This is a genomic window from Roseburia sp. AM51-8 (assembly GCF_003478275.1).
Lineage (GTDB): Bacteria > Bacillota > Clostridia > Lachnospirales > Lachnospiraceae > Pararoseburia > Pararoseburia lenta.
The window spans coordinates 296,510-311,592 of sequence record NZ_QUEY01000001.1; the positions used below are offsets into that span (position 1 = coordinate 296,510).

General features: G+C 43.7%; 16 protein-coding genes and 1 pseudogene. 14 read left to right on the forward strand and 3 right to left on the reverse strand.

Features of this window, described 5'->3' with window-relative positions; translation table 11 throughout:
* The first annotated feature begins 13 nt into the window (after nucleotides 1-13).
* Both tgt and yajC read left to right on the forward strand, forming a co-directional pair.
* A complete protein-coding gene (gene tgt, locus DW996_RS01485) occupies nucleotides 14-1,144 on the forward strand; it encodes a tRNA guanosine(34) transglycosylase Tgt (protein ID WP_118534662.1) in 1,131 nt (376 codons plus the stop codon).
* Between the two features lie 120 nt (nucleotides 1,145-1,264).
* Nucleotides 1,265-1,588 (forward strand): preprotein translocase subunit YajC, encoded by a 324-nt coding sequence (gene yajC / locus DW996_RS01490; RefSeq protein ID WP_118280970.1) that lies wholly within the window; start codon nucleotides 1,265-1,267, stop codon nucleotides 1,586-1,588.
* A gap of 52 nt (nucleotides 1,589-1,640) precedes the next feature.
* On the opposite strand, the gene DW996_RS01495 is transcribed toward yajC, so the two are convergent.
* Both DW996_RS01495 and DW996_RS01500 read right to left on the reverse strand, forming a co-directional pair.
* Entirely contained in the window at nucleotides 1,641-1,973 is a 333-nt protein-coding gene (locus DW996_RS01495; RefSeq protein ID WP_243098652.1) for a helix-turn-helix domain-containing protein, read from the reverse strand.
* 231 nt (nucleotides 1,974-2,204) lie between these two features.
* The gene (locus DW996_RS01500) at nucleotides 2,205-2,585 is read right to left on the reverse strand and encodes a PD-(D/E)XK nuclease family transposase (protein WP_118534664.1); all 381 of its coding nucleotides are present in this window, start codon (nucleotides 2,583-2,585) and stop codon (nucleotides 2,205-2,207) included.
* A 53-nt stretch (nucleotides 2,586-2,638) separates the two neighbouring features.
* Here DW996_RS01500 and DW996_RS01505 point away from each other — a divergent pair, with 53 nt between their 5' ends.
* Nucleotides 2,639-3,826, forward strand: a complete 1,188-nt coding sequence (locus DW996_RS01505) for a hypothetical protein (RefSeq protein WP_118534665.1) — start codon at nucleotides 2,639-2,641, stop codon at nucleotides 3,824-3,826.
* Between the two features lie 50 nt (nucleotides 3,827-3,876).
* Here DW996_RS01505 and DW996_RS01510 read toward each other — a convergent pair whose 3' ends face one another.
* A complete protein-coding gene (locus DW996_RS01510) occupies nucleotides 3,877-4,812 on the reverse strand; it encodes an Rpn family recombination-promoting nuclease/putative transposase (RefSeq protein ID WP_158575150.1) in 936 nt (311 codons plus the stop codon).
* A 285-nt stretch (nucleotides 4,813-5,097) separates the two neighbouring features.
* Here DW996_RS01510 and DW996_RS01515 point away from each other — a divergent pair, with 285 nt between their 5' ends.
* The 11 genes and pseudogenes from DW996_RS01515 to atpD all read left to right on the forward strand — a co-directional run bounded on the left by DW996_RS01515 (nucleotide 5,098) and on the right by atpD (nucleotide 15,081).
* Nucleotides 5,098-5,586, forward strand: a complete 489-nt coding sequence (locus DW996_RS01515) for a VanZ family protein (RefSeq protein WP_118534667.1) — start codon at nucleotides 5,098-5,100, stop codon at nucleotides 5,584-5,586.
* Between the two features lie 71 nt (nucleotides 5,587-5,657).
* Nucleotides 5,658-6,152, forward strand: coding sequence for a QueT transporter family protein (locus DW996_RS01520; RefSeq protein ID WP_118534668.1), 495 nt, complete (start codon nucleotides 5,658-5,660; stop codon nucleotides 6,150-6,152).
* 52 nt (nucleotides 6,153-6,204) lie between these two features.
* Nucleotides 6,205-7,971 (forward strand): arginine--tRNA ligase, encoded by a 1,767-nt coding sequence (argS, locus tag DW996_RS01525; RefSeq protein ID WP_118534669.1) that lies wholly within the window; start codon nucleotides 6,205-6,207, stop codon nucleotides 7,969-7,971.
* 1 nt (nucleotide 7,972) lies between these two features.
* Nucleotides 7,973-8,920 (forward strand): TIGR01212 family radical SAM protein, encoded by a 948-nt coding sequence (locus tag DW996_RS01530; RefSeq protein WP_118280976.1) that lies wholly within the window; start codon nucleotides 7,973-7,975, stop codon nucleotides 8,918-8,920.
* 406 nt (nucleotides 8,921-9,326) lie between these two features.
* Nucleotides 9,327-10,013 (forward strand): F0F1 ATP synthase subunit A, encoded by a 687-nt coding sequence (locus DW996_RS01535; RefSeq protein ID WP_118280978.1) that lies wholly within the window; start codon nucleotides 9,327-9,329, stop codon nucleotides 10,011-10,013.
* A 36-nt stretch (nucleotides 10,014-10,049) separates the two neighbouring features.
* Nucleotides 10,050-10,280, forward strand: a complete 231-nt coding sequence (atpE, locus tag DW996_RS01540) for an ATP synthase F0 subunit C (protein WP_012743658.1) — start codon at nucleotides 10,050-10,052, stop codon at nucleotides 10,278-10,280.
* Nucleotides 10,281-10,304: 24 nt separating this feature from the next.
* Nucleotides 10,305-10,757: a F0F1 ATP synthase subunit B gene (gene atpF, locus DW996_RS01545; RefSeq protein ID WP_118280979.1), complete on the forward strand. Its 453-nt coding sequence runs from the start codon at nucleotides 10,305-10,307 to the stop codon at nucleotides 10,755-10,757.
* Nucleotides 10,735-11,253, forward strand: a complete 519-nt coding sequence (gene atpH / locus DW996_RS01550; RefSeq protein WP_118534670.1) for an ATP synthase F1 subunit delta — start codon at nucleotides 10,735-10,737, stop codon at nucleotides 11,251-11,253. The genes atpF and atpH overlap by 23 nt, the downstream gene beginning before the upstream one ends.
* Before the next feature lie 5 nt (nucleotides 11,254-11,258).
* Nucleotides 11,259-12,757: pseudogene (atpA, locus tag DW996_RS01555) on the forward strand (F0F1 ATP synthase subunit alpha).
* Between the two features lie 11 nt (nucleotides 12,758-12,768).
* Nucleotides 12,769-13,662 (forward strand): ATP synthase F1 subunit gamma, encoded by an 894-nt coding sequence (atpG, locus tag DW996_RS01560; protein ID WP_118280982.1) that lies wholly within the window; start codon nucleotides 12,769-12,771, stop codon nucleotides 13,660-13,662.
* 30 nt (nucleotides 13,663-13,692) lie between these two features.
* A complete protein-coding gene (gene atpD, locus DW996_RS01565) occupies nucleotides 13,693-15,081 on the forward strand; it encodes a F0F1 ATP synthase subunit beta (RefSeq protein ID WP_118534671.1) in 1,389 nt (462 codons plus the stop codon).
* Nucleotides 15,082-15,083: the final 2 nt, after the last annotated feature.

Sequence of the window (15,083 nt, forward strand, 5' to 3'; positions counted from 1 at the left end):
AAAGAACAGGAAAATGTACAAAGTTTTAAAAACAGAAGGAAGAGCAAAAAGAGCGGTCATGGAGACCGTACATGGAACGATTCAGACACCGGTTTTTATGAATGTAGGAACGGTGGCTGCGATCAAAGGGGCTGTATCCACCGATGATCTGCATGATATCGGTACACAGGTGCAACTGTCCAATACCTATCATTTGCATGTGAGAACGGGCGATAAGACAATCAAGGAACTGGGCGGTCTGCATAAGTTTATGGTATGGGATCGTCCGATCCTTACCGATTCCGGCGGATTTCAGGTGTTCTCCCTCAGAGGGCTGCGCAAGATCAAGGAAGAAGGTGTTTACTTCCAGTCACATATTGACGGGCATAAGATCTTTATGGGACCGGAAGAAAGTATGCAGATCCAGTCCAATCTGGGATCGACCATCGCCATGGCATTTGACGAGTGCCCAAGCAGTAAGGCAGACCGTAAGTATGTGACCGACTCTGTCAATCGTACCACGCGCTGGCTTGCCAGATGCAAGACAGAGATGGCAAGGCTGAATGGTCTGGAAGATACCATCAATAAGAACCAGTTGCTTTTTGGTATCAATCAGGGGGCGATTTATGAGGATATCCGTATTGAGCATGCCAAACGTATCGCTGAGATGGACTTGGATGGTTATGCCGTTGGTGGACTTGCTGTAGGCGAGAGCCACGAGGAGATGTATCATATCTTAGAGGAGACCGTTCCATATCTGCCGCAGGATAAGCCGACATATCTGATGGGAGTCGGAACTCCGGCGAATATCCTAGAGGGGGTAGAGCGAGGCATAGATTTCTTTGACTGTGTTTACCCTAGCAGAAACGGCAGACATGGTCATGTTTATACCGATCATGGAAAATTAAACCTCTTTAATCAAAAGTATGAAAAGGACATGCGACCGATCGAAGAAGGCTGTGGCTGTCCGGCATGCCGTACCTACTCCCGTGCCTATATCCGTCATCTGCTCAAGGCAAAAGAGATGCTGGGCATGCGTCTTTGCGTATTGCATAACCTGTATTTCTACAATCACATGATGGAAGAGATCAGGGATGCTTTGGATGCCGGAGATTTCGCCGGTTACAAGAAGCGCAAATTAGAGGGCATGGAAGCCGGAGAATAAATATTAAAGTTTTATAAACTGATGGGAAATTATGGACAAAACCTTGCGAAATGTATAGGGATTTAGTACAATAAATAGAGTTTGAGGCATAAAGTCTCATGATTAGGAGGAATTTTTATCATGAATATTTTAATGAGTTCATCAGCAGGCGGTAATGCTTTGATGCCAATCATCTGGATCGTAATCTTATTTGCATTTATGTATTTCTTTATGATCCGTCCACAGCAGAAGGAGACCAAGCAGAAAAATGCTATGATGTCATCCCTTGCTGTAGGAGATACCGTTCTTACCACAAGTGGTTTTTATGGTGTTGTCATCGACATCGCAGAGGATACTGTGATCGTTGAGTTCGGTAGCAACAAGAACTGCCGTATCCCAATGCAGAAGGCTGCTATTTCAGCAGTAGAAAAGCCGGAAGATGCTGTAGAAAAAGAATCTAAATAAGACATTTGTAAAGTATAAAGAGGTCAGGATGAAAAACATCCTGACCTCTTTTTTATGCCTCACTTTTCAATTGGATCAATGAATTTACATAGGTCTGTAAATGATCTAACTGCTGATTGGAAAGTGTCGAGACGAATTCGATTACTTTTTCCATATCTATGCCGGCATTTTTGTCTTCCGTGCCATACAAAAAATAATCTGCGGACTTGTCAAAGCATTTGCAAAGACTTGCCATCGTCAGTATTGACATATTCTTCTTTCCGTTTTCCAAATCGGAAACATAATTGATGGAGAGATCCATCTTTTCTGCAATCTCGGCCTGTGTCAGTCCAATGGACTTTCTACAGGATCGCATACGCTGTCCGATTTCTGTGGCAGATGTCATGTAATTCACAGGTCATTCCCCCTTTACCTAAGATTACTCAACTCCCCATGAATAAATTTCATAGATGTTAGGAAACGAAAATAGATTTAGCGTTCCCTATAAGGCACTTTTATCATATTGGCTGTATTTATAAATAGGAACAAACTAAAAGGAATGATAATTCGCCAATAGCGAAAAAACATAGACAAAAGATGGGTAAAGGGCTATAATAAATAACCGAATAAACATCTATCATGTGGAATGAGAGAGGAAATGCATCGGACATGGGAGTTCTGCTTGTTGCTTCTTTATCAAATCATTCCGGTAATTCTCCTCAATGATAGCGTGTTCCCGGAAGTAGCACATATCGCGGATGGTCTGATCAGCATTCATCTCGTAGAGGGTTTTGCTGGCTTCGGTCATGGCTTTGTCATTCTTTGTAATCATATGAAGTTCCTCCCAAGTCGTTGCTTTAAACAGGGTAGCCCATTTGTCAATGGCGTAGTGTTTATCTTCTGCAGTTGCCTTATCTATTTGTGTCAAGTCTAACACATGCAGAGCAAATTTTCCAGTATAAGTATCATTGATGAAAAATCTTGAACATATGATTTGATGGATGATATAATCGAACAAAGTATATTTCTGCTGGAGTAGAGATAAGATTTTATAGACGAAAGAGACGATATATGACAACGGAGTTATTTGAAGGAAATACTTTCATTTTATATTTGCTATTTGTATTGTCAGTGATTATCATTGATAAATTTAATGAGCGCCAAAAAATGGCAGTGATTTACTTGTGTACATATGGCATGTCTTTTCAGGAAAAGGCATCGTGCATACAATTATGTATTCTGCTTGCCATCATGATGTTTGCCATACAAGAGTATTTTACGTTGGATAGAAAAAAACTATCTATTTTTCACAAGTTACATTATAAATTGGCCGACTTTCTGTATATGAGTATTTTTCAGTACAAGTTATGGCTGGTTATCTTTGCACTCGTGCTGCGTGATCGCATGTGGATGGACGCAGGATGGATGACAGAATCGTTGGGGATTATTTTCTTCCTTTTATCCGTTACATTATTCATTGCGGCACTCATATGGATGTTTAACGTTCCGGAGGTTTTTTATTCCATCTCACATATCTATGAGGAAGTGTGGAACTTCCCATATTATAATGCGGATTTTGGTAGCGACTTACTGTGGCGATTGTATATTATTACAGAATTTGAGGATGACCTTATTTGGGATAGACAAAAGGCATATACAACCGCTTCTTTGGAATATGTCAAGGTCTGGTACCGAAATCGTTACTTGTCTGGAGAGGAGAGTGAAAAGGAAGCAGATGCACAGCGTGGGCGTGTGAGAATGAGGGATATTATACTCTTTTGCAAGCGGATGAAAGGACACTTACATGGGGTGTTACGGAGAGGGCATTCCACGATTCCAATGCAATTGATTCGGATTTTGAGTTATCGACATGGTTTGGTATTTAATTCTACAAAGAATGTAAGATTTAAAAAGTACAAACTTTTCAAAAGAAAGGTATATGAATGGATTTATGCCCGTATGTTTTTTGAAGGATTGAAAAACTATCTGAAATTGGAGTTGGGCAATGATCTTCTTGATTATAAAGCTTACTTGGTATATTTATATCCCCATATTGTTCAGTGTACGATAGATGGAATTACCTATGCACCTGCAATGAAAGCATTTCGGGATGACGAAGGAAAAGTACTTCCGATGCATGAATGGGATATTGAGAAAGTGTATAAAATGGCGTATGGTTTTAATGGGGAGACTATTACAGAAAAGAAAATTGCAGAGAAGAGGAAGAGAGTTGAGGAACGACGCGGGTTTAAGGAATAGATGACATGATATAAGCCCCCGCGTCTGTTGCGGGGCTTGTGTGATTGCGATTATTCGTTGTCTTTTGCTTGTAGTTGTGCCATCAGGTTAGCGATGATGTGATCTTTTGCGGTTAGTTCAGAGTCTTTCTCGGCAAGTTCAGAGTCTTTCTCAGCGATTTTTGAATCTTTTTCAGCAAGTTCAGAGTCTTTCTCGGCAAGTTCGGCTTGTTGCCTCTTTATCAAATCATTCCGATAATTCTCCTCAATAATGGCGTGTTCTCGGAAGTAACACATATCGCGGATGGTCTGATCAGCATTCATCTCGTAGAGGGTTTTGCTGGCTTCGGTCATGGCTTTGTCATTCTTTGTAATCATATGAAGTTCCTCCCAAGTCGTTGCTTTAAACAGTGTAGCCCATTTGTCAATGGCGTAGTGTTTATCTTCTGTAGTTGCCTTATCTATTTGTGTCAAGTCTAACACATGCAGAGCAAATTTTCCAGTATAAGTAAGCTGATTTTTCACATTTTGAAGTTCATATTTGGCATAGAATTCAGGTGCATCTTTAAAGAGGGTGTAATTCAGAATGCCAATATGTATGACAGGCTTAGCATCTATATATGCCTGTCCCTTATTTAACTGGTCAAAGGAACGACAGAGATAACTGAGAGAGCGCTCCGGCCAATCATGTAAGTCTATTGTTTGCAGTTCAAGATTGATGTAGGTATTATCATTTAGCAAAATGGCAAGATCTAGAATGAACTCCTTGTCATCATACGCTCTCCCAAGTTCAATCGGATTTAGAATTTTGATAGATTTTACGGATTCTGGTTTTAGGTGCAACAGAGAACAAACAAGGCCTTTTAGAGCGGTTTCATTTGTTTGGAAGATGGCACGAAACATGTAGTCATTGCGAAATCCATAGTCGATTTCGCCACTAGCAGTTGCGTAACCGTTGAATGCATTTGTTGTTTGATTGTTGTGTTGTTTCATTTGAATTTTTTTCATTAGACACCTCATTCTATCGTTGTTTGGCGAAAGGATGAGAGAGAAGAATCGCGTGCAAAACTCCCCAAACTCATCGCATCGCATTCATAAAATGGAATCGTCCTGATGAATCATCAGGTTAGAAAGATATCCAGATCGGATAACTATAAGGTGAGTATGACAGATGTAGAGCAGAAATGCAATGGAAAAAGTACAAATTTACACTATCATTAATTGTATAAAAGTTGCACTTCAGCTTAAATATAATTAGAATAGAAAATAATCGAAAGAGATCACAAGCAAACCATGAATACCAACCCACGAAAATCCCACAAATATAAACCAACTGCATACCTTATCCTTTCCATCCTCTGGATGCTCCTGATTTTTTCCTTCTCGGCACAGCCGGCGACGGAATCGACCAAGACAAGTCTACGCGTCGGCATGACGGTAGGAAGTGTCTTAGTACCGGATTTTTCTTCCATGTCAGAAATTGACCGGACAAAGTATGCCGAGAGCATCGAGTTCCCGGTGCGAAAGACCGCCCATGCGACGGAGTATGCCATTCTTGGTATTTTACTTACAGCCACTTTGTCATCCTTTGAAAAAAGACATTATGGACTTTGGGGCTGGCTCCTTGGGACAGGCTATGCGGCAACCGATGAGATCCATCAGCTATTTGTCCCGGGTCGGAGCGGGCAAGTGACGGATGTCATGTTAGATAGTGCGGGATGTCTGCTGGGATGTTTGTTACTTTGTACCATTTATCATCTTTCCAAACCCCGCAAATTATGATAAAATCATAAGGATTTACAACGTGTGTTCGAAACCATCCACACGTAAAACAAAACTAAGGAGAATTATATATGAAAAAAACAAGTGCGTTACGATTGACCCAGGCCGCAATGATTGCGGCTATTTATGTGGTACTGACTTATTTTATCAGTGCCTTTGGACTCGCAAACGGTGCGATCCAGGTAAGGATCTCAGAGGCTCTGACTATCTTACCGATCTTTACGCCGGCAGCGATTCCGGGACTTTTTGTTGGATGTTTGCTCAGCAACATCTTGACCGGATGCATGGCACTCGACGTGGTATTTGGCAGTCTGGCAACCCTGATCGGTGCGATTGGCACTTATCTTTTAAGAAAGACCAAGTTTGCCTTTACCTTGCCGCCGGTGATCGCTAATACCATCATTGTACCGCTCGTACTCCGCAATGTGTACGGCTTAGAGGATGCGGTATGGTATCTGATGCTGACAGTCGGCATTGGTGAAGTGCTTTCTATCTGTGTTCTGGGCATGATCCTAAAGAAAGCCTTATGGAAACATCGCTTCAAGATCTTTAAGACAGAAGAGTAATCCGACACCTGTCTCGTACATGGATTTATAATTAGTAGGAAGGGATAAGAATATGAAAGAAATCTTGGATTTGATCCGAAAAGAAATTACAGATGCTTTCGTGGCGTGTGGCTACGATGAAAAATATGGCAGAGTATCTTTATCAAACAGACCGGATCTGTGTGAATACCAGTGTAATGGTGCTATGGCGGCAGCCAAGGAATACAAGAAGGCGCCGATCGCGATCGCTACAGAGGTCAGTGAGAAACTACAGGATAACCCGATGTTTGAAAGTGTCATCGCCTGCCCACCGGGATTTTTGAATCTTATCCTTGCACCTGGCTATGTGACAGACTATGTCAATGCCATGGCAGAAGATGACAGAAAAGGTGTAGATAAGGTTGCAGAGCCAAAGACCGTGATCGTTGATTACGGCGGACCAAATGTGGCAAAGCCACTGCATGTCGGACATCTTCGTTCTGCCGTGATCGGTGAGAGCGTGAAGCGCATCGGCAAGTTCATGGGTGATAATATGATCGGCGATGTGCATTTAGGAGACTGGGGCTTACAGATGGGACTTATCATCACAGAACTTCGTTTGCGCCAGCCGGATCTTTGCTATTTTGATCCGGATTATACAGGAGAGTATCCGAGCGAACCTCCATTTACGATTAGCGAGTTGGAAGAAATCTATCCGACCGCCAGTGCAAAGTCAAAAGAAGATGCTGCTTACAAAGAGGAAGCCATGACGGCTACCTTTGAATTACAGCAGGGAAATCGCGGCTATCAGGCACTTTTAAAACATATTTTAGATGTGTCAGTCAGTGATCTGAAAAAGAATTATGAGAACCTGAATGTGTCCTTTGAGTTGTGGAAAGGGGAATCCGATGCACAGCCATACATTCCTGACATGGTAGAGAAGATGAAAAAAGATGGTTACGCCTATGTCAGTGATGGGGCACTGGTTGTTGATGTTAAGGAAGACACTGATACCAAGGAAATCCCGCCTTGCATGATCTTAAAATCAGACGGGGCATCCCTTTATGATACAACGGATCTTGCTACGTTGATCTGGCGTATGGAAGATTATCATCCGGCGAGTGTGATCTATCTGGCAGACAAGCGTCAGGAGTTACACTTTGTCCAGGTATTCCGCTGTGCAAGAAAGACCGGTATCGTACCGGATACGACAGAACTCAAGTTCATCGGTTTTGGTACCATGAACGGCAAGGACGGCAAGCCTTTCAAGACAAGAGAAGGCGGCGTTATGCGTCTGGAGACTCTGGTTTCTGAGATCAATGAAAAGATGTACGAAAAGATCATGGATAACAAGACCATGGAAGAGGACGAGGCGAGAAGGACAGCCCAGATCGTTGCACTTTCTGCGATCAAGTATGGAGATCTTTCCAACCAGGCGTCTAAGGATTATATTTTCGATATTGACCGCTTTACTTCTTTCGAGGGTAACACAGGTCCATACATCCTTTACACGATCGTTCGTATGAAGTCTATTTTGCACAAGTATGAGGAGAGTGGCAAAAAGGTTGCAGATGCAAAGATCCTGACCGCAGCATCCGAGAGTGAGAAGTCTTTGATGCTGGAACTTGCCAAGTTCAACAGTGCTATGCGTGGCGCATACGAAGAAAATGCACCACACAGGATCTGCGCATACATTTATGATCTTGCCAATGCATTTAATCACTTCTACCATGAGACCAAGATCATGACGGAGGAAGATGAGAAAAAGCAGGCAGGCTACATCCGCTTGTTGGAACTGACCAAGGAAGTCCTTGAAATCTGTATTGATCTGCTGGGATTTTCTGCACCGGAAAGAATGTAAGATGAAATATTATTCACTGAATGAGTACCTGCGCCATACCTTTGGCACAAAGGCATACAAGATCTCTTTGGATGCAGGCTGTTCCTGCCCCAACCGTGACGGACTTTTGGATACCAGAGGCTGTATCTTTTGCTCGGCATCCGGGAGTGGCGATTTCGCAGAGCATCTGGACATGCAAAAGATCCTGCAAAAGACCAGACGGGGAGAGATACTGACAGAGGCAGACCAAAGTGCCTTACGTCAGGCTGTGCAAAAGCAGTTGATCGCAGGCAAAGCGAGAGTGGAAAAAAAGAATAAAGCAGGCAAGTACATTGCCTATTTTCAGGCGTATACAGGCACGTATGCGCCTGTTTCTTATTTGCGCCCGATCTTTGAGGCAGCCATAGAGCCGGAAGATGTACTTGCCCTATCGGTGGCTACCCGGCCGGATTGTCTGGATGATGCGGTGCTGGATCTGTTAGAAGAACTTAATGCGAAAAAGCCGGTATGGGTAGAACTGGGACTGCAGACCATCCACCCGGCGACGGCGGAATACATCCGGCGCGGCTATCCGCTTTCTGTATATGATGCGGCGGTCGGCCGACTAAAAAAGAGAGGATTGGAAGTTATCGTGCATGTGATCTTAGGACTGCCGGGCGAGACTACAGATATGATGAAGGAGACGGTCTCTTATGTGGGAGTGTCTGGCGCTGATGGGATCAAGTTACAGTTACTTCATATATTAAAGGGGACAGATCTGGAAAAAGAATATGAGGCAGGAAGATGCCCGGTCTTTAGCATGGAAGAGTATGTTGGTTTAGTGGCAGATTGTATCAGTCTTTTGCCAAAAGATATGGTTATCCACCGCATGACAGGCGATGGGGATAAGAAGACCCTGCTTGCACCTTTATGGAGTGCGGACAAGAAGCGCGTATGGAACGCCTTGCAGCGTGAGATCGCCAGCCGCTAGATCTGGCTACCTGTCAGTAAAAAAGACCAAAGGGGACGTTCCTTGTGGCAAAAGGAACGTCCCTGACTTTAGACACATGGTGGGATGTGTATAAATTTTATGACACAGACAGACCTTTGTATATGCCAAAATATAAGTAAATATGTGGAAAAAATGAGAAATTTTTGTCAATTTTTTGACGAAAAAAAATTTTCCCAGACCACCTCTTGTTTCAAGAAAAAAACAATGTGCAATTTGCACAAAAGAGAGCGGAAAAATCCAAATGACAGGGGAAAGATACATGAAAAATAAGCAGGAAAAAGTCCTTTAAAGCCCGAAAAATCAATGATTGACATTAAATTTTTGCAAGACTAAAATCGTATCGTAAATAAGAAAATTATTACAAATTAAGAAAGGAGGTATACAGATGGATGCTCTGGTAAATGGTCTGATGGAAGAGTTGAATTGTGAGACTGTCTTTACCATTCCTCTCTTTGGTGGAATCCCCATTTATGAGTCTGTAGTCGTTACATGGATCATCATGGCGGCACTGGCGATCGTGTTCTTTCTCTTGGGCAGAAACTTAAGTGTAGAACACCCCGGACGCAGGCAGATCGTAGTGGAGACTGGTGTAAAGTTTTTACATGACTTCTTTGATGAGACCGTAGGAGAGAAGGGAAAAGCATATATTCCGTATCTCTCTGCTGTAGCCATCTACATTGGTGTGGCGAATCTGATAGGACTTCTGGGATTCAAGCCACCAACGAAGGATATGAATGTCACAGCGGCATTGGCACTGATGAGTATCGTATTGATCCAGGCTTCCAGCGTTCGTGCCAAGGGTACGAAAGGTTGGCTGAAAAGTTTTGCCGAACCTATGCCGGTCGTCTTACCGATCAATATCCTGGAACTTTTTATCAAGCCATTGTCCCTATGTATGCGACTGTTTGGTAATGTCTTAGGTTCCTTTGTTATCATGGAACTCTTAAAGATGGTCGTGCCGGCAGTGGTACCGGCAGTGTTTAGCTGCTACTTTGATATTTTTGATGGTCTGATACAAGCGTATGTATTTGTATTCCTGACCGGGTTGTTCATAAAGGAAGCAACCGAATAAACAAAATAAAATTTGAAAGAAAAAGGAGAAAACATTATGTCATCAACATTATTAGTAGCCATTGGAGCAGGTATTGCAGTATTAACAGGTATTGGAGCAGGTCTTGGTATTGGTAAGGCAACATCTTCCGCAGTAGATGCGATCGCAAGACAGCCGGAAGCAGAAAGCAAGATCTCTAAGTCACTTCTTTTAGGATGTGCCCTTGCCGAGGCAACCGCTATTTACGGTTTCGTTATCGCACTTTTGATCATTCTTTTCCTGAAATAATAAAGACGAAAGGAAGGCACAGTTATGCTGAGTATAGATCCATGGAACATCCTGTGGACGGTAGTCAATCTGTTAGTCCTTTATGCTATCTTTAAAAAGTTTTTATATCAGCCGGTCATGAATGTGATCAATGCCAGAGATGAAATGGTCAAGAGCCAGTTCGCAGATGCAAAAAAAGAGCAGGAAGATGCCAAGGCATTGAAGGCTGAATATCAGGATAAGTTGGAGAGTGCAAAGACAGAAGCAGACCAGATTATTCTGGAGGCAAGAGACCGTGCACAAAAGGAGCACGAGAGAACTTTGGAAAAGACCAGAGTTGAGGCAGATGCCATGCTTGAAAAAGCAAAAAGTGATATTGCAAATGAGCAGGAAAAGGCAACGAAGGCAGCGGAAGCAGACATTGCGAAGTTAGCGCTCATTGCAGCAAGAAAAATTGTAAAGACAGGTGATGCTCATGACGCAGGCAGCAGTAAATAATGCAAAAGTTTTGTACCAGTTGTCTGTAGAGCGTGCGGTTGTAGAAAAAACGGATGCACTCATCTTTTTGACACCGGAACTATTAGAGGTTCTGGAAAATCCGACCATTGACGAAAAGAAAAAGCAGGAGATCATCGAACGTGTATGTGCGCTGGAAGAGATCCCGCAGATCATGGTCAATTTCCTGAAAATGATGAGCCATCTGGGAAACTGTGATATGATGCGTCAGATCTTTGATGCTTATTACCAGTATTGGGATGAGCAGAATCACATCATGCGGGTGCAGATTATTTTTGCAGACCAGCCGGATGAGGCGACACGCCATGAGGCAGAACAACTGTTACAAGAGAAGTATCCAGATTATAAAATAGAAATGACGGAGAGTGTCGATGAGTCGCTTTTGGGCGGTTATCTGATCCGCGGCTTCCATGAGGAATTTGACAGAAGTTACGAGGGCAGACTCCGTCAACTAGAAAGAAAATTAACCGGGAGGTGACCCCTGTGGGCGCAATAAGTGCAACAGATATTATCTCCATTATTCAGGAAGAGATCGAAAATGCCAACTGGGATGACGAGAGCAAGGAAACAGGTCAAGTCATCTGGGTAGGCGACGGGATCGCAACGATCTACGGCATTGATCATGCAATGTATGGCGAGATCGTAATCTTTGATAATGGAGTCAAAGGAATGGTTCAGGATATCCGTGCAAATGAGATCGGCGTTATCTTATTTGGCAGAGATACCGGAATCAAAGAAGGAACAAAGGTTGTTAGAACCAAGAAAAAAGCAGGTATTCCTGTAGGCGATGCCTTTATCGGAAGAATCGTCAATGCTTTGGGTGAGCCGATCGACGGAACGGCGAGATCAAGGCAGATGGCTATCGTCCGATGGAGGAAGATGCACCGGGAATCGTAGACAGAAAGTCCGTTGATACACCAATGGAAACAGGTATTCTTTCCATTGATTCCATGTTCCCGATCGGTCGTGGACAGCGAGAACTTATCATCGGAGACCGTCAGACCGGTAAGACATCTATCGCAACCGATACGATCATCAACCAGAAGGGGAAAGATGTCATCTGTATTTATGTTGCTATCGGTCAGAAAGCATCTACCGTAGCAAAGATCGTATCTACATTGACAAAACATGGTGCTATGGATTACTCCATCGTACTTTCATCTACCGCAAGTGATCCGGCATCCTTGCAGTATGTAGCACCTTATGCCGGAACAGCATTAGCAGAATATTTCATGCATCAGGGCAAAGATGTTCTGATCGTATATGATGATCTTTCCAAGCATGCGGTGGCTTACCGTGCCTTGTCCTTACTTTTGGAGCGTTCTCCGGGACGTGAGGCATATCCGGGTGATGTATTCTACTTACATTCCAGACTTTTGGAGCGAAGCAGTCGTTTGTCAGAGGAACTTGGCGGAGGTTCTATCACAGCACTTCCGATCATCGAGACACAGGCAGGCGATGTATCTGCATACATTCCAACCAACGTTATTTCCATCACTGATGGACAGATCTTCTTGGAGAGTAACCTTTTCAACTCCGGTATGAGACCGGCAGTCAACGTAGGTCTTTCCGTATCCCGTGTTGGTGGTGCTGCACAGACCAAGGCTATGAAGAAGGCATCCGGAAGTATCCGTATCGATCTGGCACAGTATCGTGAAATGGAAGTATTTACCCAGTTCGCATCTGATCTGGATGATGCGACCAAAGCACAACTTACCCATGGTAAGGCTTTGATGGAACTTTTGAAACAGCCACTTTGCCAGCCGCTTTCTCTGCATGAGCAGGTCATGACCTTATGCCTTGCTAACCACGGTTTCTTTGATACCGTAGAGACAAAGCAGGTAAAGCAGTATCAGAAGGATGTTCTTTCCTTTATGGACTTAAAGCATCCTGAGATTGGCGAGGAGATCGAGACAAGCAAAGCCATCAATGAGGAACTGGTAGAGAAGATGCTTGATGCAGCAAAAGAATTTGTAGGATAGTAGGTGTTGTTATGGCAAATACGAAGGAGATACAGGATCGTATCAAAAGTATCAATGATACATTAAAAATCACAAATGCCATGTATATGATATCTTCTTCCAAGTTGAAGAAGGCAAAGAAGATGCTGGCAGATACGGAACCCTATTTCTTTACGTTGCAGTCGGAAATGAGCCGAATCCTGCGACATCTTCCGGACATGGAGGATATCTACTTTAAGTCCAACGAAGATAAGCCGATGGAAGAAAGAAAGGTCGGTTATATCGTTATCACGGCGGATAAGGGTTTGGCAGGTTCCTATAATCACAATGTCTTGAAACTGGCAGAGGAGCATTTGCTTTCGCATCCAAACCACGAACTTTTCGTACTGGGAGAACTGGGACGTCATTATTTTGAACAGCGTGGGATTGAAATTGAAAAGCAGTTCCATTATACCGTGCAAAATCCAACGCTGAACCGTGCGAGAAATATTGCCGAAGAGATCATCGAGATGTATCAGGAAGAAAAGTTGGATGAGGTCTATATCATATACACGACCATGGTCAATGCAGTGCAGGAAGAAACCCAGATCCTGCAGCTTTTACCGCTGAAAAAGACGGACTTTAATATGAAGTTGCCGATCGATATCCCGCATGAGGAACTGGCACTTCGTCCTTCTGCTGAGGCAGTGATGGATCGTATTGTTCCTGACTATGTCGTTGGCTTCGTATATGGTGCGCTGGTAGAGTCCTATTCCTGCGAGCAGAATGCCCGTATGATGGCGATGGAAGCAGCATCTAAGAGTGCAAAGGATATGCTGCATGAATTGGATATCCTTTACAACAGAGCAAGACAGGCTGCAATTACACAAGAAATTACAGAAGTGATCGCTGGTGCAAAGTCACAGAAGCGAAAACGTAAAAAATAAGGGAAAAGCTAAGATTAAGGAGGCTTTTTGATGAAGACAGGAAAAATCGTTCAGGTGATGGGACCTGTTGTCGATGTAGAATTTCAGGATGAAGATCTGCCGGCAATCAGAGACGCACTTGAAGTACAAAATGGTGACAAGAAGTGTGTGATGGAAGTCGCACAGCATATTGGCAATAAAACTGTCCGCTGTATTATGCTAGCATCCAGCGAGGGACTTTCCCGTGATATGGAGGTTATTGCTACAGGCAGTGGCATTAAGACACCGGTTGGCGAGCAGACCTTGGGACGTTTGTTCAATGTCTTGGGCGAGACGATCGACGGTGGCGAGCAGTTAGATGGTGGCGAAAAATGGGAGATCCACAGAGAGCCGCCAACATTTGAAGAACAGAACCCGGCAGAGGAGATCTTAGAGACCGGTATCAAGGTCATTGACCTGCTTGCTCCTTATGCAAAGGGTGGTAAGATCGGTCTGTTCGGTGGCGCAGGTGTAGGTAAGACGGTACTGATCCAGGAGTTGATCAGTAACATCGCAACCGAGCATGGCGGATATTCTATCTTTACCGGTGTTGGAGAGCGTTCCCGTGAAGGTAACGATCTTTGGACAGAAATGAAGGAATCCGGTGTTCTGGAAAAGACAGCCCTAGTGTTCGGACAGATGAACGAACCACCTGGAGCACGTATGAGAGTTGCAGAGACAGGACTCACCATGGCAGAGTATTTCCGTGATGAAAAGCATCAGAATGTGCTTTTGTTCATTGATAATATCTTCCGTTTCACACAGGCTGGATCTGAGGTATCCGCCCTCTTAGGACGTATGCCGTCAGCCGTAGGTTATCAGCCGACATTGGCTACAGAAATGGGTGAATTACAGGAAAGAATCGCATCTACCAAGAATGGTTCCGTTACATCCGTGCAGGCGGTCTATGTACCGGCAGATGACTTGACAGACCCGGCACCTGCAACTACATTCGCACACTTGGATGCAACGACCGTACTTTCCAGAAAGATCGTAGAGCAAGGTATTTATCCTGCCGTAGATCCATTGGAATCTACCTCTCGTATTCTGGAGCTGGATATTGTCGGTGAGGAGCATTATGAGGTAGCAAGAAAGGTACAGGAGATCTTACAGAAGTACAAGGAATTGCAGGATATCATCGCGATCCTTGGTATGGAAGAACTGGCAGACGAGGATAAACTTACGGTATTCCGTGCCAGAAAGATCCAGAAGTTCTTATCTCAGCCATTCCATGTAGCAGAGAACTTTACCGGTGTCAAGGGTGTTTATGTGCCTTTGAAAGAGACCGTTCGTGGCTTTAAGGCGATCATCGATGGCGAGATGGATGAGTATCCTGAGAATGCATTCTTCAATGTCGGTACGATCGAGGATGTCATTGAGAAAGCAAAGACAATGCAGTAGTT